The sequence below is a fragment of the Streptomyces sp. NPDC057137 genome (assembly GCF_042670825.1).
Classification (GTDB): Bacteria; Actinomycetota; Actinomycetes; order Streptomycetales; family Streptomycetaceae; genus Streptomyces.
In genome coordinates, this window is the sequence record NZ_JBHUUW010000007.1 from 16,964 (window position 1) to 39,967 (window position 23,004).

Annotated in this window: 21 protein-coding genes; 13 read left to right on the forward strand and 8 right to left on the reverse strand. The window is 70.3% G+C overall.

What is annotated here, in order from left to right; translation table 11 throughout:
• The first annotated feature begins 29 nt into the window (after window positions 1–29).
• The 3 genes from ACFT9I_RS08300 to ACFT9I_RS08310 all read left to right on the forward strand — a co-directional run bounded on the left by ACFT9I_RS08300 (window position 30) and on the right by ACFT9I_RS08310 (window position 2,915).
• Window positions 30–935: a D-alanyl-D-alanine carboxypeptidase family protein gene (locus tag ACFT9I_RS08300; protein WP_382562274.1), complete on the forward strand. Its 906-nt coding sequence runs from the start codon at window positions 30–32 to the stop codon at window positions 933–935.
• A 182-nt stretch (window positions 936–1,117) separates the two neighbouring features.
• Entirely contained in the window at window positions 1,118–2,059 is a 942-nt protein-coding gene (locus ACFT9I_RS08305; protein ID WP_382562008.1) for a Bro-N domain-containing protein, read from the forward strand.
• A 40-nt stretch (window positions 2,060–2,099) separates the two neighbouring features.
• Window positions 2,100–2,915 carry an RNA methyltransferase gene (locus ACFT9I_RS08310; RefSeq protein ID WP_382562010.1) on the forward strand — a complete coding sequence of 272 codons (816 nt, stop codon included), beginning with the start codon at window positions 2,100–2,102 and terminating at the stop codon, window positions 2,913–2,915.
• A gap of 11 nt (window positions 2,916–2,926) precedes the next feature.
• Here ACFT9I_RS08310 and ACFT9I_RS08315 read toward each other — a convergent pair whose 3' ends face one another.
• Together ACFT9I_RS08315 and ACFT9I_RS08320 are read right to left on the reverse strand one after the other, a co-directional pair.
• On the reverse strand, window positions 2,927–3,115 hold the full coding sequence (locus ACFT9I_RS08315; RefSeq protein WP_382562012.1) for a DUF397 domain-containing protein: 189 nt from the start codon (window positions 3,113–3,115) through the stop codon (window positions 2,927–2,929).
• 5 nt (window positions 3,116–3,120) lie between these two features.
• Window positions 3,121–3,999 carry a DUF5753 domain-containing protein gene (locus ACFT9I_RS08320; protein ID WP_382562013.1) on the reverse strand — a complete coding sequence of 293 codons (879 nt, stop codon included), beginning with the start codon at window positions 3,997–3,999 and terminating at the stop codon, window positions 3,121–3,123.
• Window positions 4,000–4,215: 216 nt separating this feature from the next.
• On the opposite strand from ACFT9I_RS08320, the gene ACFT9I_RS08325 reads away from it, so the two are divergent.
• Complete coding sequence (locus ACFT9I_RS08325; protein WP_382562015.1) at window positions 4,216–4,725, forward strand: ATP-binding protein; 510 nt, start codon at window positions 4,216–4,218, stop codon at window positions 4,723–4,725.
• Between the two features lie 55 nt (window positions 4,726–4,780).
• Here the strand turns inward: ACFT9I_RS08325 and ACFT9I_RS08330 are convergent, their stop codons facing one another.
• Window positions 4,781–5,233, reverse strand: a complete 453-nt coding sequence (locus ACFT9I_RS08330; protein ID WP_382562017.1) for a winged helix-turn-helix transcriptional regulator — start codon at window positions 5,231–5,233, stop codon at window positions 4,781–4,783.
• A gap of 93 nt (window positions 5,234–5,326) precedes the next feature.
• Here ACFT9I_RS08330 and ACFT9I_RS08335 point away from each other — a divergent pair, with 93 nt between their 5' ends.
• Complete coding sequence (locus ACFT9I_RS08335; protein ID WP_382562018.1) at window positions 5,327–6,157, forward strand: SDR family NAD(P)-dependent oxidoreductase; 831 nt, start codon at window positions 5,327–5,329, stop codon at window positions 6,155–6,157.
• A gap of 41 nt (window positions 6,158–6,198) precedes the next feature.
• On the opposite strand, the gene ACFT9I_RS08340 is transcribed toward ACFT9I_RS08335, so the two are convergent.
• From ACFT9I_RS08340 to pdhA, 4 genes are all read right to left on the reverse strand, one after another.
• On the reverse strand, window positions 6,199–7,332 hold the full coding sequence (locus tag ACFT9I_RS08340; protein WP_382562020.1) for a methyltransferase domain-containing protein: 1,134 nt from the start codon (window positions 7,330–7,332) through the stop codon (window positions 6,199–6,201).
• Between the two features lie 219 nt (window positions 7,333–7,551).
• Entirely contained in the window at window positions 7,552–8,958 is a 1,407-nt protein-coding gene (locus ACFT9I_RS08345; protein ID WP_382562022.1) for a dihydrolipoamide acetyltransferase family protein, read from the reverse strand.
• A 14-nt stretch (window positions 8,959–8,972) separates the two neighbouring features.
• On the reverse strand, window positions 8,973–9,953 hold the full coding sequence (locus tag ACFT9I_RS08350) for an alpha-ketoacid dehydrogenase subunit beta (protein ID WP_382562023.1): 981 nt from the start codon (window positions 9,951–9,953) through the stop codon (window positions 8,973–8,975).
• A gap of 2 nt (window positions 9,954–9,955) precedes the next feature.
• Window positions 9,956–11,125: a pyruvate dehydrogenase (acetyl-transferring) E1 component subunit alpha gene (gene pdhA / locus ACFT9I_RS08355; protein ID WP_382562024.1), complete on the reverse strand. Its 1,170-nt coding sequence runs from the start codon at window positions 11,123–11,125 to the stop codon at window positions 9,956–9,958.
• A 325-nt stretch (window positions 11,126–11,450) separates the two neighbouring features.
• Between pdhA and ACFT9I_RS08360 the strand changes: the two genes are divergently transcribed.
• The 3 genes from ACFT9I_RS08360 (at window position 11,451) to ACFT9I_RS08370 (ending at window position 13,860) form a co-directional block, all read left to right on the forward strand.
• The gene (locus ACFT9I_RS08360; RefSeq protein WP_382562026.1) at window positions 11,451–12,110 is read left to right on the forward strand and encodes a response regulator; all 660 of its coding nucleotides are present in this window, start codon (window positions 11,451–11,453) and stop codon (window positions 12,108–12,110) included.
• Window positions 12,111–12,264: 154 nt separating this feature from the next.
• The gene (locus tag ACFT9I_RS08365; RefSeq protein ID WP_382562028.1) at window positions 12,265–12,765 is read left to right on the forward strand and encodes a pyridoxamine 5'-phosphate oxidase family protein; all 501 of its coding nucleotides are present in this window, start codon (window positions 12,265–12,267) and stop codon (window positions 12,763–12,765) included.
• Window positions 12,766–12,810: 45 nt separating this feature from the next.
• Window positions 12,811–13,860 (forward strand): phosphotransferase, encoded by a 1,050-nt coding sequence (locus tag ACFT9I_RS08370; protein ID WP_382562276.1) that lies wholly within the window; start codon window positions 12,811–12,813, stop codon window positions 13,858–13,860.
• 21 nt (window positions 13,861–13,881) lie between these two features.
• On the opposite strand, the gene ACFT9I_RS08375 is transcribed toward ACFT9I_RS08370, so the two are convergent.
• Window positions 13,882–15,483, reverse strand: coding sequence for a protein kinase (locus tag ACFT9I_RS08375; protein ID WP_382562030.1), 1,602 nt, complete (start codon window positions 15,481–15,483; stop codon window positions 13,882–13,884).
• A 417-nt stretch (window positions 15,484–15,900) separates the two neighbouring features.
• Between ACFT9I_RS08375 and ACFT9I_RS08380 the strand changes: the two genes are divergently transcribed.
• From ACFT9I_RS08380 to ACFT9I_RS08400, 5 genes are all read left to right on the forward strand, one after another.
• Window positions 15,901–17,526 carry a protein kinase gene (locus ACFT9I_RS08380; RefSeq protein WP_382562032.1) on the forward strand — a complete coding sequence of 542 codons (1,626 nt, stop codon included), beginning with the start codon at window positions 15,901–15,903 and terminating at the stop codon, window positions 17,524–17,526.
• A gap of 165 nt (window positions 17,527–17,691) precedes the next feature.
• Window positions 17,692–18,333 carry a hypothetical protein gene (locus ACFT9I_RS08385; RefSeq protein WP_382562033.1) on the forward strand — a complete coding sequence of 214 codons (642 nt, stop codon included), beginning with the start codon at window positions 17,692–17,694 and terminating at the stop codon, window positions 18,331–18,333.
• 159 nt (window positions 18,334–18,492) lie between these two features.
• Window positions 18,493–19,143 (forward strand): PadR family transcriptional regulator, encoded by a 651-nt coding sequence (locus ACFT9I_RS08390; RefSeq protein WP_382562035.1) that lies wholly within the window; start codon window positions 18,493–18,495, stop codon window positions 19,141–19,143.
• Between the two features lie 119 nt (window positions 19,144–19,262).
• Window positions 19,263–20,003: an ABC transporter ATP-binding protein gene (locus ACFT9I_RS08395; RefSeq protein WP_382562036.1), complete on the forward strand. Its 741-nt coding sequence runs from the start codon at window positions 19,263–19,265 to the stop codon at window positions 20,001–20,003.
• Window positions 20,000–22,984, forward strand: a complete 2,985-nt coding sequence (locus ACFT9I_RS08400) for an FtsX-like permease family protein (protein WP_382562038.1) — start codon at window positions 20,000–20,002, stop codon at window positions 22,982–22,984. The genes ACFT9I_RS08395 and ACFT9I_RS08400 overlap by 4 nt, the downstream gene beginning before the upstream one ends.
• Window positions 22,985–23,004 lie beyond the last annotated feature (20 nt).

The following is a 23,004-nucleotide window of genomic DNA, read 5'->3' on the forward strand; positions in this document are numbered from 1 at the left end:
CCACCGTGGTCGCCCTCACCGCCGGCGCCATGCTGACGGGCACGGCCCTGGTCGCCCCGGCGACCGTGGCGGCCGAGTCCGCGCCCGCCGCCAAGGCCGCCGCGGCCGTGCCGACCCTCTCGGCCAAGGGCGCCTTCCTGCTGGACGAGACCACCGGCAAGGCGCGCTACACGAAGACCGGGGACACCCGGCGCCAGATGGCGAGCACCACCAAGATCATGACCGCGGCCGTCGTGCTCAACACCAAGGGCATCGACCTCAACCGCAAGGTCACCATCAAGCAGTCCTACCGCGACTACGTCACCCGGGAAGGCGCGAGCACCGCGGACCTGCGCACCGGCGACAAGGTGACGATCCGTCAGCTCCTGTACGGCCTGATGCTCCCGTCCGGCTGCGACGCGGCGTACGCCCTCGCGGACGCGATCGGCACCGGCTCCACGGAGGCCGCGCGCACGAAGTCGTTCATCTCGAAGATGAACGCGAAGGCGACCGAACTGGGCCTGAAGAACACCAAGTTCGACTCGTTCGACGGCATCTCGGCGGCCGGCAACAACTACACGACGCCGCGCGACCTGGCGACGATCGCCCAGTACGCGATGAAGAACTCCGCGCTCCGTACGGTGGTCAAGACGACGACCATCAAGACGTCGGCCACCAGCAGCACGGGCGCCACGCGCACGTACACCTGGCACAACACGAACCAGCTGCTCGGCTCGTACTCGGGCGCGTTCGGCATCAAGACCGGCACGGGCACGGCCGCCGGCCCCTGCCTGATCTTCGCGGCCACCCGTAACGGCAAGACGCACATCGGCGTCATCCTGAACGGCACGGACCGCTACAACGACGCGGCGAAGCTGCTCGACTACTACTCCGGCGCGTCGGCGGCCAAGACGATGAAGCTCCGCCAGCTCCCGGCGGGCGCCCAGCGCGACTGACCCCCCTGCGGGATGCGGTAAGAGGCGCGGCCACCGGTTGGTGGCCGCGCCTTCGTCGTTATGGGTGCCGGTGGCGGCGGTGCAGAAACGCTCCCTCCTCACCCTCAGCGGTGAATATCATGCTCTTTCCGCATAGTTCGGGTTTGTTCACTATTACGTTCCCCCTCATGGAGGTGGTTCGCATGAACAAACACATTCAGCCGTCGGACACGGCTGCGCGGCCTGAGGCGATCGACATCGGGGACTTCGTCTACGGGGCGACCGGAGCCCGGATCCGGCGGCTGACGATGCCGGACGGAAGTCACTGGTTCCCGGCGGTGGACGTGCTCAAGCAACTCGGTTACACCACTCCGACGAAAACTCTCACCGACCATGTCCCGGTGGGCCATCGAGAGATTCTTGAGACAGTGACTGGACGTCACGCTCTCAGCATTCCCGCAGGTAGGGAGTGGCGCCGAGACTTGCAGCTAATCGACCTCCGGGGGCTGATCCTGCTCGTCAACGGGTGCACGAAACCCTCATGTCTGCCCTTCAAACAGTGGGTCTCAGAAGTGATCGTGACGATTCAGAGCACCGGTTCCTACACCTTCCCCCGCGCCGAGGTGCAGCCGTCTGCCCCGGTCGCCACCGCCGCTCCCGTCGCGTACGCCATGCCCCCGCAGGTCGCCGACGCGATCGTCCGGCTGGAGGAGCGGAACATACGGCTGGACGAGCAATTCGCAGCCGTACAGCGCGAAACACTCGAAACCCGACGCGAAACGCTCATCGCGCATCAGGCCACCGCCCGCGCCATGGAACGGATCGCCGACCGGCTCGACGCCCTGTTGACCGACCACCCGGCCGCACCACCACGCACCACCGCCGACACCCTGCTCGCCGACTGGAAGTCGCGGATGTCGGTGACCGAGGACGTCTGGGCCGTCGCCGTCACCATCGCGCCGGCCCTCGCCGCCGACGGCGAACTGCGGCAGTCCCTGGAGTCGATCGCCACCCGTACCGGCCTCACCGAGCACCGCGTCAACGAGTGTCTGCGCTTCATGCGCAAGCACGCCTGCATCCACGCCCTCGGCAGCACCGTCGACGGCGTTCCCGTATACGGACTGAGCCCCGCGCGCCCCCTGTAACCTTCCTCGGTCAGACGTCGACCGACATCGAGGAGGACGGGTGGCCGGTCAGCGGATCACAACCCGCAACGCCCGCTTCCAGCAGTGGCACGCGCTGCTCGCCAACCGCAACAAGCGCAAGCGCCAGAACGAGTTCCTCGTCCAGGGCGTGCGCCCCATCACGATGGCCGTCGAGCACGGCTGGACCGTACGCGCCCTGCTGTACGACGCGAGCCGCCCGCTCTCACGGTGGGCCGAGGAGTTGCTGCGCGGCATCAGCACGGACCGTGTCGCGATGGCCCCCGAACTCCTCGCCGAGCTGGGCGAACGCACCGACGGCGCGCCCGAGGTCCTGGCCGTGGTCGAGATGCGGCCGGACGATCTGAGCCGTATCCGCGTCCATGACGCCTTCCTGGGCGTGCTGTTCGACCGCCCCACCCAGCCGGGCAACATCGGCAGCATCGTCCGCTCGGCGGACGCCTTCGGCGCGGACGGCCTGATCGTCACAGGCCACGCGGCGGACGTCTACGACCCGAAGGCCGTACGCGCCACCACGGGCTCCCTGTTCGCACTCCCGGTGGTCCGCAGCCCGTCGCACCACGAGGTGGCCGAGTGGCTGGCGAAGGAGCGGGCGCAGGGCCGCCCCGTCGCGGTCGTCGGCACGGACGAGCACGGCGAGGCGGAGGCCGACCGATTCGACCTCACCCAGCCGGTGTTGCTGCTGATCGGCAACGAGACGACGGGACTGAGCGCGGGCTGGCGCGAGTTGTGCGACCACGTGGTGAGCATCCCGATGTCAGGCTCGGCAAGCTCCCTGAACGCGTCGAACGCGGCGACGGTGATCCTGTACGAGGCGGCACGCCAACGCCGTTCCTGAGCGCCCGGGGGTTACGCGGGCTGCCGCAGGTAAGCGGTCAGCGCGCGCCACGCACCGGGGGTGGTGCGGAGGACCGGCCCTCCAGGGTCCTTGGAGTCCCGCACGGCGACGGCGCCGGGGATGTTGCGGGCGACCTCGACGCACTCCTGCCCGAGGTTCCCGCCGCTGTAGCTGGACTTGACGAACTCGTACGCGGGCACGCGACCTACAACTCCTTGAGGATTCCGTCGATCAGACCGATCGAGTTCCGCTGCGCGAGCCCGAGCCGGGTGATGCGGTCGAACAGGTGGCCGTGCTGCGCGGCATCAGTATCGCTCTCCAGCCAGAGGGACGTCGAGGTCGTATCCATGTACACCACGTCCAGCGATCCCTCGTCGGCGAACGACACGATGGTGAACGCGCTGGTCATGCCCGGGTGGGCGCCGACCAGGTAGGGAAGTACCTGCATCTTCACGTTGGGGCGCTCGGCCATGTCCCGCAGGTGCTCAAGCTGCGACCTCATGACGTCGCGTCCGCCGACGAGTTGGCGCAGGGCCCCTTCGTGCACAACCGCCCAGAGTTCCAGTGGGCGGTCGCCGTCCAAACGCGCCTGCCGGGCCATCCGGGTGTCGACGAACAGATCGATCTCGTCGGGGTCGTGCCACGAGCCGTTGCCGACGACGAGCGCCCGCGCGTAGTCGGGCGTCTGCAACAGACCCGGAACGATGGCGAGTTGCCAGGTGCGCAAGCGGGTCGCGATGTCTTCGAGCGCGACGTACTCGACCATGGCGTGCAACTGCGGGTACTGGTTCCACCAGCCCTTCGCCTTCCGGCGCTCCCTGTCCAGTCGAGCCAATTCCAGCAACCGGCCAAGGACTACCGGGTCCTCCTCGCCGTAGAACTCGCACAGCACCCTGATGTCCGGGTCCCTCATCGGCACCCAGCCCTGCTCCATCTTCACGATCTTCGAATTCGTGGCGCTGATCACCCCGGCCGCCTGCTGTTGCGTCCTGCCCGCCGCGTCGCGCAGGCGCAGCAGCTCCCGTCCGAGCCTGCGCCCGAGGACCGTTGATGCCCGATTACCTTGCTGAGCCGATCGATTCACGGCCCAAGTGTCGCCCGAGAAGCGACGAGCGGTCGACACAGCTCACTCGTTGGAGACAATTGTCTCCGAGAGACTTGCGCCCAGGAAGCGAGCGTAGCTACTTTCAGCGCACAGCCGCTCGCACAGCGGAGCCACCCGGCGGAAGTGCACCGCGCTGCCCTGCGCCAAACGGCAGCCGGCATTGCCACCGCCGACCTCACCCCTTGGAAGCCCCACATGAACGCAACCCACGCTCCACAACAACCCCCACCCGAAGGCGAACCCGTCCTCCAGGAGGACCGGCTCGACTACACCCCCACCGCCGGGAGCGTCCGGCTCGCACGGCGGCGGGCCGTGCGGCTCGTCGGGGAGTGGGGGTGGGCCGGACTCCCGGGCAGCGCCGGGCTGTTGGTCAGCGAGCTGGCCACCAACGCGCTGCTGCACGGCTGCCTGCGCGACCGACTCTTCCGCGTACGGCTCCAACTCACCGCCACCACCCTCCGCATCGAGGTCAGCGACCCCTGCGGCGAACGACTGCCCCGCCTCCGGCTCCCCGAGGACGACGAGTGCTTCGGCCGGGGGCTGCTCATCGTCGCGGAGCTGGCGGACCGTTGGGGCGTCGAGCCCCGCAGCGTCGGCAAGACGGTCTGGGCCGAGCTACTGCTCGGTCCCATGGGTCGCACGGCGGAGCGCCACGAGACGCAGGCCCTTTCCAGCCACACCCACCACGGCTTCCAGCGACCCTGAGAATGCGTACCGGGCGCCGGAATCGTTCAAGAGGGCAGCGCTGACGGGCGATGCCTCAGCTCAAGGCGGCTGAAATCCGACCGTCCGCCCCCGCGTACCGCGCCCGGGACTCCGCCATCTCCGGCTCGTGGCGCACCGCCCAGTCCGCCAGGGCCGACAGTGGGGCGAGCAGCGTGCGGCCGAGTGGGGTCAGGCTGTACTCGACTGCCGGTGGCACCGTCGGGTGCACCTCGCGGCGGACCAGGCCGTCCGACTCCAGGCCGCGGAGCGTCCGCGTCAGCATGCGCTGGCTGACGCCCTCGATCGCGCGGTGCAGCTCGTTGTACCGATGCGGACGACCGCCGAGCAGGACCACCACCAGCACACTCCACTTGTCGCCCACGCGCCGGAACACCTCGCCGACCGGGCACGCGGCGAGTTCGTCCGCCGGGACAGGTCGCGGCAGCTCATGGGCCAGCATCGAGGGCAGCGACGGCGACGAGGGCACATCGGTGTGCGTACCGGACATGAAACTGCCTTCTTTCAGCATCCGACAGGGCGGCCCACGATGGACCGGTCGAGGCCGAGGCGGCGCCTCGGCACCGAGTTTATGGAGGACACCGTGACGGGCCACCCGACCAAGACCGTAGTCATCAGCGGCGGAACCGACGGCATGGGCCGGGCGACCGCGCTCGCACGCCTCGCGCGTGGCGACCGCGTCACCGTCATCGGCAGCAGCGAGTCCAAGGGGCGTGCGCTGATCGACCACGCCGCGAGCCCCCGGCTGCGTTTCGTACGGGCGGATCTGTCCTCGATGGCGGAGGTCGAGCGGGTGGCCGCTGTCGTCGCCGAGCAGTACGACGCGCTCGACGCGCTGGCGCTGTTCGCCAACCGGGTGAGCCCCAAGCGCCAAGAGACCCCGGACGGGCTGGAGTTCACCTTCGCCCTGTACTACCTGAGCCGCTATCTGCTCGGCCGGCGCCTGCGCCCGTTGCTCGACGCGGCCCCCGACCCGCTGATCATCAATGTCGCGGGCGTCGGCGCCACCGCGGGCCGGATCCTCTGGGACGACCCCCAACTCACCCGCCGCTACGGCCAGGTACGTGCCCAGCTCCAAGCCGGCCGGGCGAACGACCTGCTCGGTGTCGCGTTCGCCAACCAGGCGGAAGGCAAGGCCCGTTACGTGCTCTACCATCCCGGATTCACCCGCAGCGGTGCGGACGGACACAGCAATCCGCTGGTCCGGGGCACGATCAAACTGCTCGGGGCATTCTTCGCGCGGCCCGTGGCCGACGCCGTGCGGCCGGTAGTCGAGTGGATCGACCGGCCCCCCTCGGAGCCGCTGACCGCAATCGACCGGGGCAAGCCGGTCCCGCAGACCCTGAAGACGCTCGACCCCGGCGACGCGGTCCGCCTCGCCACGTACACCGAGAGCCTGTTGCGGAGCCGTTGAGACGTACAGGAGCCAAACGACCCAACTGGCCGACGCCCGGCTCACTCAGCGGGAAGTCGAGGGCGCCCCACCAGATTCTTGGGGTCGTCCAGCCACGCCTTCTGCCGCCCCCGCGCCGTCACCGTCAGGCCGAAGCGGGTCAGGGGCGGGCGGCCTCGGGTCTCCCACCAGGCCCGCGCCGCCGTGATCTCGTCCCAGAGGCGGCGGGTGCCCCACTGGCGTACCGCGTCCGGGGCGTCCCAGGTCTCGTAACGCACCGACGCCCACGAGCCGTTGCCGTCCGAGAGGACGATCCGGTCCCAGGTGTGGACGTAGCGTGCGTCCGGGACGCGGAGGCCGATCGTGAACGCCACGTCCACGTTCGACAGCACCAGGTCCGGGGGGATCTCGGACGGGCCCAGCCAGTCGGGTGTGGTGGGTGGGAGCGTGACGGCGGACGGGCGTTGGGCGCGCATCCACATGAAGCTGACGTTGTCCACGAAGCGGCCGTAGGAGGGGGCGCCGGGCTCGCCCCGCACCAGGCGCAGCAGGCCGGCGTTGGCGTACGGGGTGCCCCACGGCGTCACGATCGTGCCGCCCGGCCGGGTCTGGGAGATCCAGGCGTCGGGGACACGGCGAACCGCCGCCGTTGAGTGGATGTGGTCGTACGGCACGTCCGTCGGCCAGCCCGCGAGGCCGTCGCCGACCACCACCCGCGCGGGCACCAGCCCGGCGGCCTTCACCCGGTCCGCGGCCTCCGACGCGACGTTGGGGTCGACCTCCACCGTCGTGACGGACTCGCGGCCGAGCCGGGCCGACAGCAGGGCACTTGTCCAGCCCGTGCCCGTACCGATGTCGAGTACGCGGGCGCCGTCGATGACATCCAGCTGCCGCAGCATCGTCGCCACCAGCGAGGGCTTGGAGGCCGAGGACGTGGGGACGCCGGGGCCGTCGTGGGCGCCGTCGTCCAGTTGCGTGACGATCACCTCGTCGGCGTCGACCAGCGCCCACCACGTCTCGGGCTCGACGACCCGGGAGACCCGTCGGTAGCCGGTGGGGATGGCCGCGTCCGGCGCCCATACGGACTCCGGCACGAACACCGGGCGGGGGGCGCGTTCGAACGCCCCGAGCCACCCTTCCTCCAACGCGCCGGACAGGGTCAGGTCGGCCAGCAAACGCTCGTAGCCGTCGCGCACTTCTTCGGGGTCTCCCTCTGCCGTGGGACCGAATGACTGCGCTCGGTCACCGAAACAGGTATACCCGCTTCATTCCGTAACCACAGGGGCGTACGGAAGCGCGCCCGCCCCACCCATCACGTACCGGCGTGAAAAACGAGAGAAGGGTCGCGACTCTGCGATGAGTCGCGACCCTTTCCCACGCCCGGTGATCAACCCCAGGTGATCAACCCCCGGTGATCAGCCCCAGGTGATCAGTCGCTTCGGCTGTTCCAGGATCGCCGCGATGTCCGCCAGGACCTTGGAGCCCAACTCGCCGTCCACCAGCCGGTGGTCGAACGACAGCGCCAGCGTGGTGACCTGACGGGGCTTCACCTTGCCCTTGTGGACCCACGGCTGGAGCTTGATCGCGCCGACCGCCAGGATCGCGGACTCGCCCGGGTTGAGGATCGGGGTGCCCGTGTCGACGCCGAAGACGCCGACGTTCGTGATGGTCACCGTGCCGCCCTGCATGGCCGCCGGGGTCGTCTTGCCCTCGCGGGCCGTGGACACCAGTTCGCCCAGGGACTGGGCGAGTTGGGGCAGGGTCTGGGCGTGCGCGTCCTTGATGTTCGGGACGAGCAGGCCGCGCGGTGTCGCCGCCGCGATGCCGAGGTTGACGTAGTGCTTGAGCACGATCTCCTGGGCGGCCTCGTCCCAGGTGGCGTTGACCTCGGGGTGGCGCTTGATGGCCACCAGCAGGGCCTTGGCGATGAGCAGCAGCGGGTTGACCCGTACGCCCGCCATGTCCTTGTCGGACTTGAGCTCGTCGACCAGCCTCATCGTGCGCGTCACGTCGACCGTCACGAACTCCGTGACGTGCGGCGCGGTGAACGCGCTGCCCACCATCGCCGCCGCCGTGGCCTTCCGTACGCCCTTCACGGGGATACGGGTCTCCCGGCCGACGGGTGCCGCGGGTGTGGCCGCCACCGGAGCAGCGGGCGCCGACGCCGAGGCCGGCGCCTCCGCAACCGGAGCCGTCGCCGCGTGCACGTCCTCGCGCGTGATGATCCCGTCCGGGCCCGTCGGCGTGATCGTCGCCAGGTCCACGCCCAGGTCCTTGGCGAGCTTGCGCACCGGCGGCTTCGCCAGCGGGCGCGACGGGCCATCGGCCACGGGGGCCGAAGCGACCCCGTTCATCTCCGCCTGGATCGCGGCAGCAGCAGCGCCCTGCTCGGGGACCGCCGCCGCCCCCCTGCGCGGACGCCGCTTCGTGGACGCCTCCGAGACGCCGTAGCCGACGAGCACCGGCTGGCGCCCCTTCGGCTCGGCGGCCTCGGCCTCAGGCGCGACCGACTCGGCGGCCGGAGCGGCGGCCTGAGCGGCGGGCGCCTCCGCCGGAGTCCCCGGCGCCACATCCACCGTGATGATCGACGCCCCGACATCCACGGTCGTGCCCTCGTCGAAGCGCAGCGCGTGCACCACCCCGTCGTAGGGGATGGGCAGTTCGACGGCCGCCTTCGCCGTCTCCACCTCGCACACCACCTGGCCGTCGACGACGGTGTCGCCCGGCTGTACGTACCACTTGAGGATCTCGGCCTCGGTGAGTCCTTCGCCCACGTCGGGCATCTTGAACTCTCGATAGCGGGTAGAAGTGTCAGCAGTCATGGTCACGGCACTCCTCAGTACGCGAGCGAGCGGTCGACGGCGTCGAGCACTCGGTCCAGGCCCGGAAGGTACTCCTCCTCCAGGCGCGCCGGCGGATACGGGGCGTGGAAGCCGCCGACCCGCAGCACCGGGGCCTCCAGGTGGTAGAAGGAGCGCTCCGTGATCCGGGCGGCGATCTCCGCGCCGGAGCCGTAGAACACCGGTGCCTCGTGGACCACGACCAGCCGGCGCGTCTTCTCCACCGACGTCTGGATCGTGTCGAAGTCGATCGGGGACATCGAGCGGAGATCGACGACCTCCACCGACTTGCCCTCCTCGGCCGCGGCCGCCGCCGCCTCCAGGCAGACCTTCACCATCGGGCCGTACGCCGCGAGCGTCAGGTCCGTGCCGGTCCGGGTGACCCGGGCCTTGTGCAGCGGGTCCGGGATGGACTCGGTGTCGACCTCGCCCTTGTCCCAGTAGCGCCGCTTGGGCTCGAAGAAGATGATCGGGTCGTCGCTCTGGATGGCCTGCTGCATCATCCAGTAGGCGTCCGCCGACGTCGACGGCGAGACGATCTTCAACCCCGCCACATGCGCGAACAGCGCCTCGGGCGACTCCGAGTGGTGCTCGACGGCGCCGATGCCACCGCCGTACGGAATACGGATGACGACCGGCATCTTGATCTTGCCGAGCGCGCGGGCGTGCATCTTGGCGAGCTGCGTGACGATCTGGTCGTACGCGGGGAAGACGAAGCCGTCGAACTGGATCTCCACGACGGGCCGGTAGCCGCGCAGCGCGAGGCCGATCGCCGTACCGACGATGCCCGACTCGGCGAGCGGGGTGTCGATGACCCGGTCCTCGCCGAAGTCCTTCTGGAGTCCGTCGGTGACCCGGAAGACACCGCCGAGCTTGCCGACGTCCTCGCCCATGATCAGGACCTTGGGGTCGGTGTCGAGGGCGACGCGCAGCGACTCGTTGATCGCCTTCGCGAGGGGGAGTTTCTGTACGGCCATGGCTACTTGCCCTCCTCGAACGACGCCTGGTACGCGGCGAACTGCGCCCGCTCCTCGTCGACGAGCGCGTGCCCGTCCGCGTAGACATGATCGAAGATCGCCATGTGGTCCGGGTCGGGCATCGCCCGCACCGCCTCACGCACCCGCCTGCCGAGCGCCTCGCTCTCCTCCTCCAGAGCCGCGAAGAACGCCTCGTCGGCGGCCGACTCCCGCTCCAGATACGCGCGCAGCCGCAGGATCGGGTCCTTGGCCTCCCACGCCTCGCGCTCCTCGTCCGCCCGGTACTTCGTCGGGTCGTCGGAGGTGGTGTGCGCGCCCATCCGGTAGGTGAACGCCTCCACGAGCATCGGGCCCTGGCCGGTGCGGGCGCGCTCCAGCGCGGCGCGCGTCACGGCCAGACAGGCCAGTACGTCGTTGCCGTCGACCCGGACGCCGGGGAAGCCGAAGCCCTGTGCGCGCTGGTAGAGCGGCACCCGCATCTGCTTCTCGGTCGGCTCCGAGATCGCCCACTGGTTGTTCTGGCAGAAGAACACGACCGGCGCGTTGTAGACGGCCGAGAAGGTGAACGATTCGGCAACATCGCCCTGGCTGGAGGCGCCGTCGCCGAAGTAGGCGATGACGGCCGAGTCCGCGCCGTCCTTGGCCACGCCCATCGCGTAGCCGGTGGCGTGCAGCGTCTGCGAGCCGATGACGATCGTGTACAGGTGGAAGTTGTTGGTCTTCGGGTCCCAGCCGCCGTGGTTCACACCGCGGAACATCCCCAGCAGGTTGGTCGGGTCCACGCCCCGGCACCAGGCGACGCCGTGCTCCCGGTAGGTCGGGAAGACGTAGTCGTCGTCGCGCAGCGCGCGTCCCGAGCCGATCTGGGCGGCCTCCTGGCCGAGCAGCGAGGCCCACAGGCCCAGCTCGCCCTGGCGCTGCAGGGACGTGGCCTCGGCGTCGAAACGGCGCGTGAGGACCATGTCGCGGTACAGCCCGCGCAGGGATTCGGGGGTGATGTCGGCTACGTAGCCGTCGTACTCGTCGTTCTTGACGCGTTCGCCATCGGGCGTCAGCAGCTGTACGAGCTGGGGCTCGGAAGCCTTCGGCTGCGGCGCCGTCTTGGCGCCGGCGCGCTTGGTGCCGCTGCTACGTCGCGGCTTTCGCGCGGCGGCAGTGCTCTCCACGGTCACGTGCGTGCTCCTCCGTCGGTCCGGTCCCCGGGATCCGCCGGGAACCAGTGCGGCTCGCCTGCTTCCGGACGCGTGCACGGGGTGGGTGCGGCCCGGCCGGGACAGGCGTGACAGGTGCCCCGGCGAGCGCCCTGTCACAGGCACGTTACCCAGTGAGTCGCATTCCTGCGAAACCCTTGTTGACCTGCGATTTTGCTTGGATTTCCAAGTAAATCGCCGAACTCGGGGACAACCACTGGTCACAGCCTTGCAGGCCGCCGGAACAACGGCACGTTATCCCGGCGGCCCACGACGGGGATAGGGGGAAGTGTGTTTGACTGATCTCGTGCCTGAAAAGGGAAAAATCACCGTATTTCTGCTGGACGACCACGAGGTCGTCAGGCGGGGCGTCCATGAGCTGCTCGCCGTCGAGGACGACATCGAGGTCGTGGGCGAGGCGGGCACGGCCGCGGACGCGCTGACCCGGATCCCGGCGACCCGGCCCGACGTCGCGGTGCTGGACGTACGGCTGCCGGACGGCAGCGGGGTCGAGGTCTGCCGCGAGATCCGCTCCAGGGACGAGGGCATCAAGTGCCTGATGCTCACCTCGTTCTCCGACGACGAGGCGCTGTTCGACGCGATCATGGCCGGCGCCTCGGGTTACGTACTCAAGGCCATCCGTGGCGACGAGCTGCTGACCGCCGTACGGGACGTGGCGGCCGGCCGGTCCCTGCTGGACCCGGTCGCGACGGCGCGGGTGCTCCAGCGGCTCCGCGAGGGCAACACCCCCAAGGGCGACGACAAGCTCGCGAACCTCACCGACCAGGAGCGCAAGATCCTGGATCTCATCGGCGAGGGACTGACCAACCGCGTGATCGGCGAGCGGCTGCATCTCGCCGAGAAGACGATCAAGAATTACGTCTCCAGCCTGCTGTCCAAACTGGGGATGGAGCGGCGCTCGCAGGCCGCGGCCTACGTGGCGAGGATCCAGGCCGAGCAGCGCTGACCCGGGCCGGCCGAACCGGGCCGGGCAGCCCTGAAACCTGTCGAAGGGCCTTACCCTGCCCGGCTTCCCCGAAGGCCCGGCAGGGACCAAGGTCCCCTTCATCCGGGGCGGGCGGCTCTGTTCCGTGGACGATCGGTGACAGAGAGTGGATGGCATGTCCACCGATGATCTGCGCGCGATCGAGCTGCTCAGCCGAGTCCGCTACGGGCGGGTGGCCACGAGCATGCGGGCGATGCCCTTCGTGGCACCGGCCCGGCACATCGTCAAGGACGAGAGCGTCGTCCTGCGGATGCACCGGGGAATGGGCTACCACCGCGCGTGCAGCGGCAGCGTGGTCGCGTACGGCGCCGACAACTTCAACACCGGCGAGCCCGATCTCTGGTCGGTCCAGTTCACCGGCACCGCGAGCATGATCAGGCCGACGACGGACGAGCTGGCGCTCTTCGGCCCGGGTCCGCACCATGTCGACGGCGAGCCGTTCGAGCCCGTCTACATGAGCCTGACGCCGCAGTTCGTGACCGTGCACATCCTTGAGTACTCGACCGAGCAGTCGAGCGGGCATCCCGCCGAGCACGCGACCGAGCACGCGACCGAGCCCGCGACCGAGCTGAGCGGGAGCGGGAGCGGACGGCGACACGATCGCCACGCTGCGTGATCTATCATCTGAAGGGTGCCGTGCTCATCTGCAACGACCGCGACGATGCCGTATGTCGCGACCGCTCCACCCGTGGTGGACCTGCCCTTCGGTCTCCTGCCTCTCGGTGACCTGCTCCGACGCTACGACTACGGCGGCGAGCCGCTGGCCTGCCGACCGGTCGCCCAGGGCCTGCTGAACCGGGGCTACCGGCTCACCACCACCCACGGCACCTACTTCCTCAAACACCACCTCGACGGCGACCGCGAGTCCATCGCCCGCCAGCACCGGGCCACCCGCCGGCTCCAGGCGCTGGGCGTCCCCGTCGTACCGCCCGTCCGGGACACCGAGGGCGGCACCGTCGCCGTGGTCGGCGGCCACTGCTACGCCCTGCACCCCTGGATCGACGGCCGCCACCGCACCGGCGCCCAGCTGACGCTCGCCGCGTCGCGGCACCTCGGGTCGCTCCTCGGAGCCGTACACACCTGTCTGGAACAGGTCATGGAGTCGGCGACGGACCGCCTCACGTACCAAGGCGCGTACGACAGCGCCGCCCCCGCCGACACCTTCGCGCTCATCGACGAGTTACTGGCGCTCGCCCGCGGGCGCACCCCGGGCGACGGCTTCGACTCGCTCGCCGAACACCGGCTGCGGGAGCGCCGCGCCCTCCTGGAGCGGCACGCCCACCACCGGCCGCCACCGGCCGCCGCGACGGCCACCGGGTGGGTGCACGGCGACTTCCACCCGCTGAACCTGCTCTACCGGGGCACGGAGCCCGTCGCGATCGTCGACTGGGACCGGCTGTCCGTCCAGCCCCGCGCCGAGGAGGCCGTCCGGGCGGCGGCGATCTTCTTCGTACGGCCGTCGGGGGAGCTGGACCTGCCGAAGGTACGGGCGTACGCGCGGGCCTACCGGCTCGTCTCCGGGGCCGACACCGCCGAACTGTCCGCCGCCGTCCACCGGGTGTGGTGGGAGCGGCTGAACGACTTCTGGATACTGCGCTGGCGCTACCAGCTGGACGACCGAAGGGCCGACCCGCAGTTCCCTGCGGTGTCGGCCCTGGCGGTGTGGTGGACGCGGAGGTACGAGGAGGTGTCCGACGCGTTCGCGGGGTGAGCGTGGTCAGCGGGGCGACGATCAGCCCGGGTTTCCAGCACCCTCCGCGGTGCCCTCGACGACCCCTTCGGGGTCGCCCCCGCCGCCCGGCTCTCCCGTGCTGCCTTCGGTGGTACCCGTGTTGGTCCCGCCCTCCACCGTGCCCGGGTCCGGCGACGACGGGTCGCCGGACGGCTCCCCGTTTCCGCCCTCCGTCGTGCCCTCGGTGTCACCGGGATCGGTGGACGACGGCGGGTCCGTCGGCTTGTCCGACTCCGACGGCTTCTCGCTCGGGGTGTCGTCCGTCGGGTAGCCCGGCTGTTGATTGCCGCCCGTGGAGGTGTCCGTGTCGTCGTCGTCGGAGGGAGCGGACTCCTCGTCCGACTGCGACGGCTTGTCGCTCGGAGTGGTGGACGGGCTCTGCGAGGTCTTCGTGTCCTGCTTGTTGTCGTCGCCCGTGCCGGAGATGTTGTTCACCGCGTACGCGGCGCCCGCCAGGATCGCGACCACGGCAAACAGCGCGAACAGCCACATCTTGCCGCGGCCGCCGCCCCCGTTGCCGTGGTGGCCGCCGTCGTAACCGCCGTCGTTCGGGTTCTGCGGCGGCAGCAGCGGGCGCTGCGCGGTGTCGCCGTGCGGCGGGTGACCGAGCGCGGTCGTCGCGGCGACGCCCATCGCCGGGGTGCCGCCCTCGTGCATGTCGACGGGGCCGGTGTTCCAGGTGCCCGTGTGGCTGCCCTGCTGCTGGAGCATCTGCATGCCGTACTGGACGAGGCCGCGCATCTCCTCGGCGCTCTGGAACCGGTCGTCCGGGTCCTTCGCGAGCGAGCGCATGACCAGCCCGTCCAGCTCCGGCGGCACCGCGTCCGAGACCTCGGACGGCGGGACGGGGATGTCCTGGACGTGCTGGTACACGACGGAGAGCGGCGTCTCACCGGTGAACGGCGGGCGCAGCGACAGGAGTTCGTAGAGCAGACAGCCCGTGGCGTACAGGTCGGACCGGTGGTCGACGGCCTTGCCGAGCGCCTGCTCGGGGGAGAGGTACTGCGGCGTGCCCATGACCATGCCGGTCTGGGTCATCGTCGACTGCGCGCCGTGCAGGGCGCGCGCGATGCCGAAGTCCATCACCTTGACCGCGCCGCTGTCCGTGATGATCACGTTCGCGGGCTTGATGTCGCGGTGCACGATGCCGTGCTGGTGCGAGTACGCGAGCGCTTCGAGCACACCGGAGACGATGATCAACGCCTGCTCCGGCGGCGGCGCCTCGGCGTTGAGCAGCAGATCGCGGATCGTGCGGCCCTCGACGAGTTCCATGACGATGTACGGAACGGTCTGGCCGCCCACGACATCCTCACCGGAGTCGTACACCGCCACCACGGCGTGGTGGTTGAGACCGGCCACCGACTGTGCCTCGCGGGTGAAGCGGGCCTTGGAGACCGGGTCCTCGGCGAGGTCGGACCGCAGCAGCTTGACGGCCACGGTGCGGCCGAGCCGGACGTCCTCCGCCGCGTACACCTCCGCCATACCGCCCCGGCCGAGGCGGTACGTCATCCGGTAGCGGCCGTCTCCGACCAGCCCGCCGACGCCCCATGAGTCAGCGGCATCAGGCACTCCGCCGCCGCCTGCTTCGGGTTCGGGTGCCATCAGTCCTCGCCGTCGTTTCTGTCCGCGTGCCGCCCGCGTGCGCGGGGTCGCGGTCGTGCACTGGGATGGATGGAAGATACGGGGTCCAGGAGCCGGTACGCATCCTGGCTGGTGCTGTGCCGGTCACGCTACAGGCTTCGCGCGGCACGCCAATTGGAGACGGACCGGCCATCAAACCCGCTACGGCTCCGCGCACGCAAATTCCATGCTTTTCCTGTAACGCTTCCGAGACTCTTGTTGTGCGTACGGTCACGGATCGGGCACCCGGCTTGACGTGTCACTGCCCTGCGGCAGACTTGGCCCGTAAATACGGGATCGTAAATACGGGATCAGCGGGATCAGCGGGATCACGCGAGTACGGATCAGCGCGGAGCTACTGACATCACCGCGTCGCCGCGCCGAGGGGGAAGCACAGTCATGAGCCACGACGGCGCACAGGGCCGCTACGCGGGCGGTTCGGTCGCGGGCGGCCGGTACCAGCTTCGTGACCTGCTCGGCGAGGGCGGCATGGCGTCCGTCTACCTCGCGTACGACGCCGCGCTCGACCGGCAGGTCGCGATCAAGACGCTCCACACCGAACTCGGCCGCGAGCAGTCCTTCCGTGAGCGCTTCCGGCGCGAGGCCCAAGCCGTCGCGAAGCTGTCGCACACCAACATCGTCTCGGTCTTCGACACGGGTGAGGACGAGCTGGACGGCTCGCTCATGCCGTACATCGTCATGGAGTACGTGGAGGGGCAGCCGCTCGGCTCCGTACTCCAGACGGACATCCAGCAGTACGGCGCGATGCCGGCCGACCGCGCGCTGAAGGTGACGGCGGACGTACTCGCCGCGCTGGAGACCAGCCACGAGATGGGGCTGGTGCACCGCGACATCAAGCCCGGCAACGTGATGATGACCAAGCGCGGCGTCGTCAAGGTGATGGACTTCGGCATCGCGCGGGCCATGCAGTCCGGTGTCACGTCGATGACGCAGACCGGCATGGTCGTCGGAACGCCGCAGTATCTCTCCCCCGAGCAGGCGCTGGGTCGCGGCGTCGACGCCCGCTCCGACCTGTACTCGGTCGGCATCATGCTCTTCCAGCTGCTGACGGGCCGGCTGCCCTTCGAGGCGGACTCCCCGCTGGCGATCGCGTACGCGCACGTGCAGGAGGAGCCGGTCGCCCCCTCCTCCATCAACCGCTCGATCACTCCGGCGATGGACGCGCTCGTCGCGCGGGCGCTGAAGAAGAACCCGAACGAGCGGTTCCCGAGCGCCGCCGCGATGCGCGACGAGTGCGCGCGGGTGCTTCCGCAGGGCCACACCGGCGCGCCGGTGATCGTCCAGGGCGCCCCGTCGGCGAGCGGCTCGGGCGTGGGCTCGGCGGTCTTCCCGCCGGTGGACCAGGGCATGCCGGCGCCGCAGGGCGGCGTGCAGACGCCGTACCAGCCGGGGGCGTACGGCCCGCCGACACCGGCCATGCAGGCCCCGGCGCCGATGCAGACGCCCCCTCCGACGTACGGCTACCCGCCACAGCCCAACCACGGTTACCAGACCCCGGTGCCCTCGTACTCGATGTCTCCGCAGCAGCCGCCGATGGGACCGCACGGCGGCCACGGCGGTGGCGGCAACAGCGGCGGCAGGCGGAACCTGCCCGTCGTCATCGGGTCGATCGTGGTCGCGATCGCGGCGATCGGCGGACTGACCTTCGCGCTCACACAGGGCGGCGACGAGGGCGACGACCCGGACGCCAAGCCCAGCGGCTCCGCGGTCGCGGGCCACCGGCCGCCCGAGCGCAACCGGACCATCGACACGGAGAAGTGCTCGGAGGCGTACGAGGACGGGGTCGACCCGACCAAGGTCCAGGCACCCGATCTGCGCTACAAGGACATCATCTCCGTGAAGGAGTGCCTGCGTTCCGCGAAGTGGACGTGGAAGGTGACCGAGGTCAACGACCCCACACAGGCGGAGGACATCGTGGTCGAGCAGTTCCCGCGCCAGGGCGCGGCGGTGCTGCCCAAGGACCAGGAGTTCGAGCTCAAGATCTCCACGGGCAACCCGGAGTAGCCGACAGCCTGGAGTAGCTCGCAGCCCGGCGTGGCCGACGATCTGGAGTGGCGGACGGTCCGAGCGCGCACGCGCGGCCGACCGTAGCGGCGGCAGTGTACGGCGGCCGTGAGGGTCGACCGTCGCCGAGATGCCGCTTCTGTCACCACATGTGACGCTGAGTCGGTGATGTCACGGCTCCACGCACGGCCCCCCACCCCTCGCGCCATCGCGGTCGCGGTCACGCTCGCCTCCCTGTTGCTCGCCGCGCCCCTCGCGTACGCCGAGAACCGCGAGCCCCCGCGCGCCGATCCGTCGCGTTCCCCGAGTGCCACCTCCTCGCTGGCCGGGAATCAGGCCGGGCAGGGGCGGCCCCGGCCGGGGCGGACGACGGCGATCCCCGAGGCTTCGGAGTCGGGGGCCGTCGACGAGCCCGAGGACGGCACGCAGGCGCCGACGTCGCCGAGTCCGAGTGGAAGGCCATCATCCGGTTCCGCTTCGCCGTCGCCCAGCCGTTCCGCGTCGGGCTCCGCCGAGCCGGAGACCGGCAGGAAGAAGGACCCGAAGACGGAGAGCGAGCGGGAGTCGGACCGCCGGGACGAGGGTGACGGGGACGACGACGTGGACCTGTCGGACGACTCCGAGGCCTCGGCGGACGCGCCCTTTTCGCCCCGTACGCCCCCTCAGGACGCCAGCGCGCAGGAGCAGAACAGCCAGGCCGTCTCGCAGCCGGTCGCCCGCGCCGTTCCCGCGCTGACCCTCGGCATCGGGATGGCGCTCATGGGTCTCGGTATCGGCTTTCTGGGCGTACGGCTCCGCCGACACTGACTCCGGACAACCTGTACGCGCCCTCACACACCATCTCTGAGCTGCGCCTTTATCACCCTCGTACATCTCGCGTCGCCCTTACCTCCTCCTTACGACTGACGCGTGACGTCCCTCTCAGGGCCCTTGCCGTGGCACCCATACTCGGTATACATACTGAGTATGTCGATTCGCCACGGCCTGCTGGCCCTCCTCGAACCGGGACCGCGCTACGGCTCTCAGCTCCGTACGGAGTTCGAATCCCGCACCGGTGCCACCTGGCCCCTGAACGTCGGCCAGGTCTATACGACGCTGGGCCGTCTGGAGCGCGACGGCATGGTCGTCCAGGACGGTGAGGACGAAGCCGGCCACGCGCTGTACGTGATCACGGACGCCGGTCGCGAGGAGCTGCGGAACTGGTTCCGCTCACCGGTCGACCGGCGCAGTCCGCCGCGCGACGAACTCGCCATAAAGCTCGCAATGGCCGTCGGCGCACCGGGGATCGACATCCGGGACGTGATCCAGTCCCAGCGCCACCACACGGTCCAGGCGATGCAGGACTACACCCGCCTCAAGGCCCAGGCCACCGACATCTCTCCGGACAACCGCGACGACGTGGCGTGGCTGCTCGTCCTCGAACAGCTCATCTTCCAGACCGAGGCCGAGGCGCGCTGGCTCGACCACTGCGAGGCCAGGCTCGTCCGGCTCTCGCTGATGGCCGCGGAGAAGGAGAAGAAGCAGCGGAGGGAGGCGAAGGAGGGCGGCGCACCGCCGCCGGGGGAGAAGCCCGCACCCGCCCCCCGAGCCGGCCTCGGCCGCTCCAAGCGCCGCTGACGCCTCATATCCCCGCACCGCCCGCACCGCACCGCACCACCCCAGACCTACGCACCACCCCACACCTACGCACCACCCCACACCTACGCACCAGATCCGTTCTCAAGGGGGATCCACCCATGCCTGACCAGGCACCGCATCCTGTGCTCCAACTCAAGGACCTGACCCGCGTCCACGGCAGTGGCGCCACCGAGGTCCACGCCCTGCGCGGGATCAACCTCGATGTCTTCCCCGGCGAACTCGTCGCCGTCATGGGCCCGTCCGGCTCGGGCAAGTCCACGCTGCTCACCATCGCCGGCGGCCTCGACACCCCCACGTCGGGCCAGGTGATCGTCGAGAACACCGACCTCACCACCGCGGGCCGCAAGCAGATAGCCGCGCTGCGCCGCCGCAGCATCGGCTACGTCTTCCAGGACTACAACCTCATACCGGCCCTCACCGCCGCCGAGAACGTCGCCCTCCCCCGCGAACTCGACGGCACATCCGCCCGCAAGGCCCGCCGCGAGGCCGTCGCCGCGCTGAGCGAGATGGACCTCGACCACCTCGCCGACCGCTTCCCGGACGAGATGTCCGGCGGCCAGCAGCAGCGCGTGGCCATCGCCCGCGCGCTCGTCGGCGACCGCCGCCTCGTCCTCGCCGACGAGCCCACCGGCGCCCTCGACTCCGAGACCGGCGAGTCCGTGCTCGCCCTGCTGCGCAGCCGTTGCGACGCGGGCGCGGCCGGCGTCCTGGTCACGCACGAGCCGCGCTTCGCGGCCTGGGCCGACCGCGTGGTCTTCCTCCGGGACGGCGCCGTCGTCGACCAGACGATCCGCAGCCAGGCCGACTCGCTCCTCACGGGCCAGGCGGCCGAGCGGTGAAGAACTGGTACCACTCCTGGCGCGCCGCGATCCGCATAGCCCGCCGTGACGCCTGGCGCTTCAAGGGACGCAGCTTCCTCGTCCTCGCCATGCTCGCCCTGCCGATCGTCGGTGTGAGCGCCGCCGATCTGACGGTGCGCAGCTCGACACTCTCCACCGCCGAGACGCTCGACCGCGATCTGGGGAACGCCGACGCCCGGGTCCAGGACCCGCGTCTCGGCGGCGTCCCGATCCTGCAGAACCCCAAGGGCGACAACTACCAGCCGGTCAAGAACTACGACGACGAGCCGTGGCCCGAAGGCGAGACGGACATCGCGGCGACCCTTCCGGCGGACGCGAACACCCTCGTCGACTCGGAGGGCATGGCCAAGATCAAGACCACCCACGGCCTGCTCAACACCTCCGTCCGGGAGCTGAAGGCGGCGGACCCGCTGGCCGAGGGGATCATGGTCCTCGACCGCGGCCGGTTCCCCCGGACGTCCGACGAGGTCGCCGCGACCACCGAATTCCTGGAGAGCAGCGGTCTGCACGTCGGTTCGGAACTGACGGCGCGCGGACTCGACACCACGTACCGGATCGTCGGCGCGTACGAGCTGCCCAGCTCCCTGGAGACCCCCCAGGTCAACGCCCTTCCCGGCGCCCTGCTGGCCCCGCTGGACAAGGCGCTGGCCGCGGCCGAGCTGCCCGGCACGGAGACGACCAGCACCTATCTGGCCGCCATCCCCGGCGACGCCGGTTTCACGTGGAACATGGTCGAGGAGACCAACGCCAAGGGCGCCACGGTCGTCTCACGGGCGGTCATGCTCAACCCGCCGCCGGACTCGGACGTGCCGCTGTACAAGAAGGAGGGCATGTCGTCGCAGAGCATGGGCGGCTCCGGCAACGCCACCGAGCTCGCCATCCTCAGCACCGTCGTCGGCCTCGTGATGCTGGAGATCTGCCTGCTGGCGGGCCCCGCGTTCGCCGTCGGCGCCCGCCGTTCCCGCCGCCAGCTCGGCCTGGTCGGCGCCAACGGCGGCGACAGGAACCACATCAGGGCCATCGTCCTGAGCGGCGGTCTGGTGATCGGTGTGGTCGCCGCCGTGGTCGGTACGGTGCTGGGCATCGGCCTGACCATCGCGCTCCGGCCGGTCCTGGAGAACTACCTGGGCCAGCGCTTCGGGGGCTTCGACGTGCGGCCGCTGGAGCTGATCGGGATCGCGCTGCTCGCGGTCGTCACCGGCCTGCTGGCCGCGATCGTGCCCGCGGTGACGGCGTCCCGGCAGACGGTCGTCGCCTCGCTCACCGGGCGCCGCGGCATCCGGAAGTCCAGCAGGGTGCTGCCGGTCCTGGGCCTGACCGCCGTCGTACTCGGCGCGGGCATCGCGCTGTACGGCTCGGCGGTCTCCGACCAGGCCGCGATCGTCGGCGGCGGCAGCGCGCTCGCCGAGCTGGGTGTGGTGGCGCTGACGCCCGCCCTGGTGGGCCTCTTCGGCCGGATCGGCCGCTGGCTGCCGCTCTCACCGCGGCTCGCGCTGCGGGACGCCGTACGGAACAGGGGGCGTACGGCTCCGGCGGTGGCGGCGGTGCTGGCGGCCGTCGCGGGCACGGTGGCCGTGGCGACGTACTCGGCCAGCTCGGACGCCCAGGCCGAGGCGCGGTACGAGGCCCAGTTGCCGTACGGCACGGTCGCGATCCTCTCCCCGGAATCCGCCGTGGACGTCCCGTCGATCCGGGACAACGTGCAGAAGCTGCTGCCGACGGACGTGCGGGCCGACGTGGACCGTGTCGTGGTCGGCAAGAAGAACTGCTCCGCCTACGGGGGAGGCGACGACTGCGGACGGTACGACATCGTCCTGCCCAAGGGGCACGAGTGCCCGCTGTGGTCGTACGACGACACGGGCGAGGACCCCTCGGAGAAGTTCTCCAAGGCCGAGCGCCGCAAGCTCGCCAAGGACTGGCGCTGCACCCAGGACGGCTACGGGATCGGCGACACCGGCGGTCAGATCCTGATCGGTGACGACAAGCTGCTCAAGGTCCTGAAGATCGACAATCCGGACGCGAGCGAGGCGCTGGCGAACGGGCGGGCGGTCTCCTTCAACAACAAGAACCTCAACCCCGCCGGCGCCGACGGCAAGGGCAGCGACGAAAAGGTCGGCGACGACGGCAAGGGCGGCGCGCTCGGCGGCGCCGTGTCTCCCAAGAACACCGTGGCTCCCAAGGCCGGGGCGAACGGCACCATCGACGTACGCCTCATCTCCGCCGCCCAGGTGGACGAGGCGGATGCCGCGAGTTCGAAGGGCAAGGAGCCGCCGGGCACCGTCAAGCGCATCCCCGCCCATCAGTTCTCCGGCAGCCAGAAGTCGTACGGCGTCACGATGATCGTGCCTCGGGACGTGGCCGAGAAGGCGGGCTTCACGACCGTCCCGTTCGGTTCCTTCTTCACGACCGAGCGGCTGCCGAGCGACGCGCAGGAGCAGAAGCTCAACGGCGAGCTGGCCAAGACGGGCAGCGACTCCATGCTGACCATCGAGAAGGGCTTCACCCCCGAGAACAGCACCACGCTGCTGGCACTCGCCGTCTTCGCGGGGCTGATCACCATCGGCGCCGCCGGTATCGCCACGGGTCTCGCCCAGGCGGACGCCGAGCCCGACCTCAAGACACTCGCCGCCGTCGGGGCGCCGCCCCGGGTCCGCAAGGCCCTGAGCGGTTTCCAGTGCGGGGTGGTGGCCGCGATGGGTGTCGTGCTCGGCTCGGCGTCGGGGATATTGCCCGCCATCGGGCTCCGCTTCACCGAACGCCGCGCGGAGGAGACGATGTACGCGCAGATGCTGGACGAGGGATGGGCCGGCGGACAGGAGGCCACGGCACCGTTCGTGCCCGTGGTCATCCCGTGGGCGACGCTGGGCCTGCTGCTCATCGTGGTCCCGCTCGGCGCGGCGGTGCTGGCCGCGCTGGTCACCCGCTCGCGAGGCGCGCTGGCGCGCCGGGCGGCGATCTGACACCGGCCGGATCGGGCGGA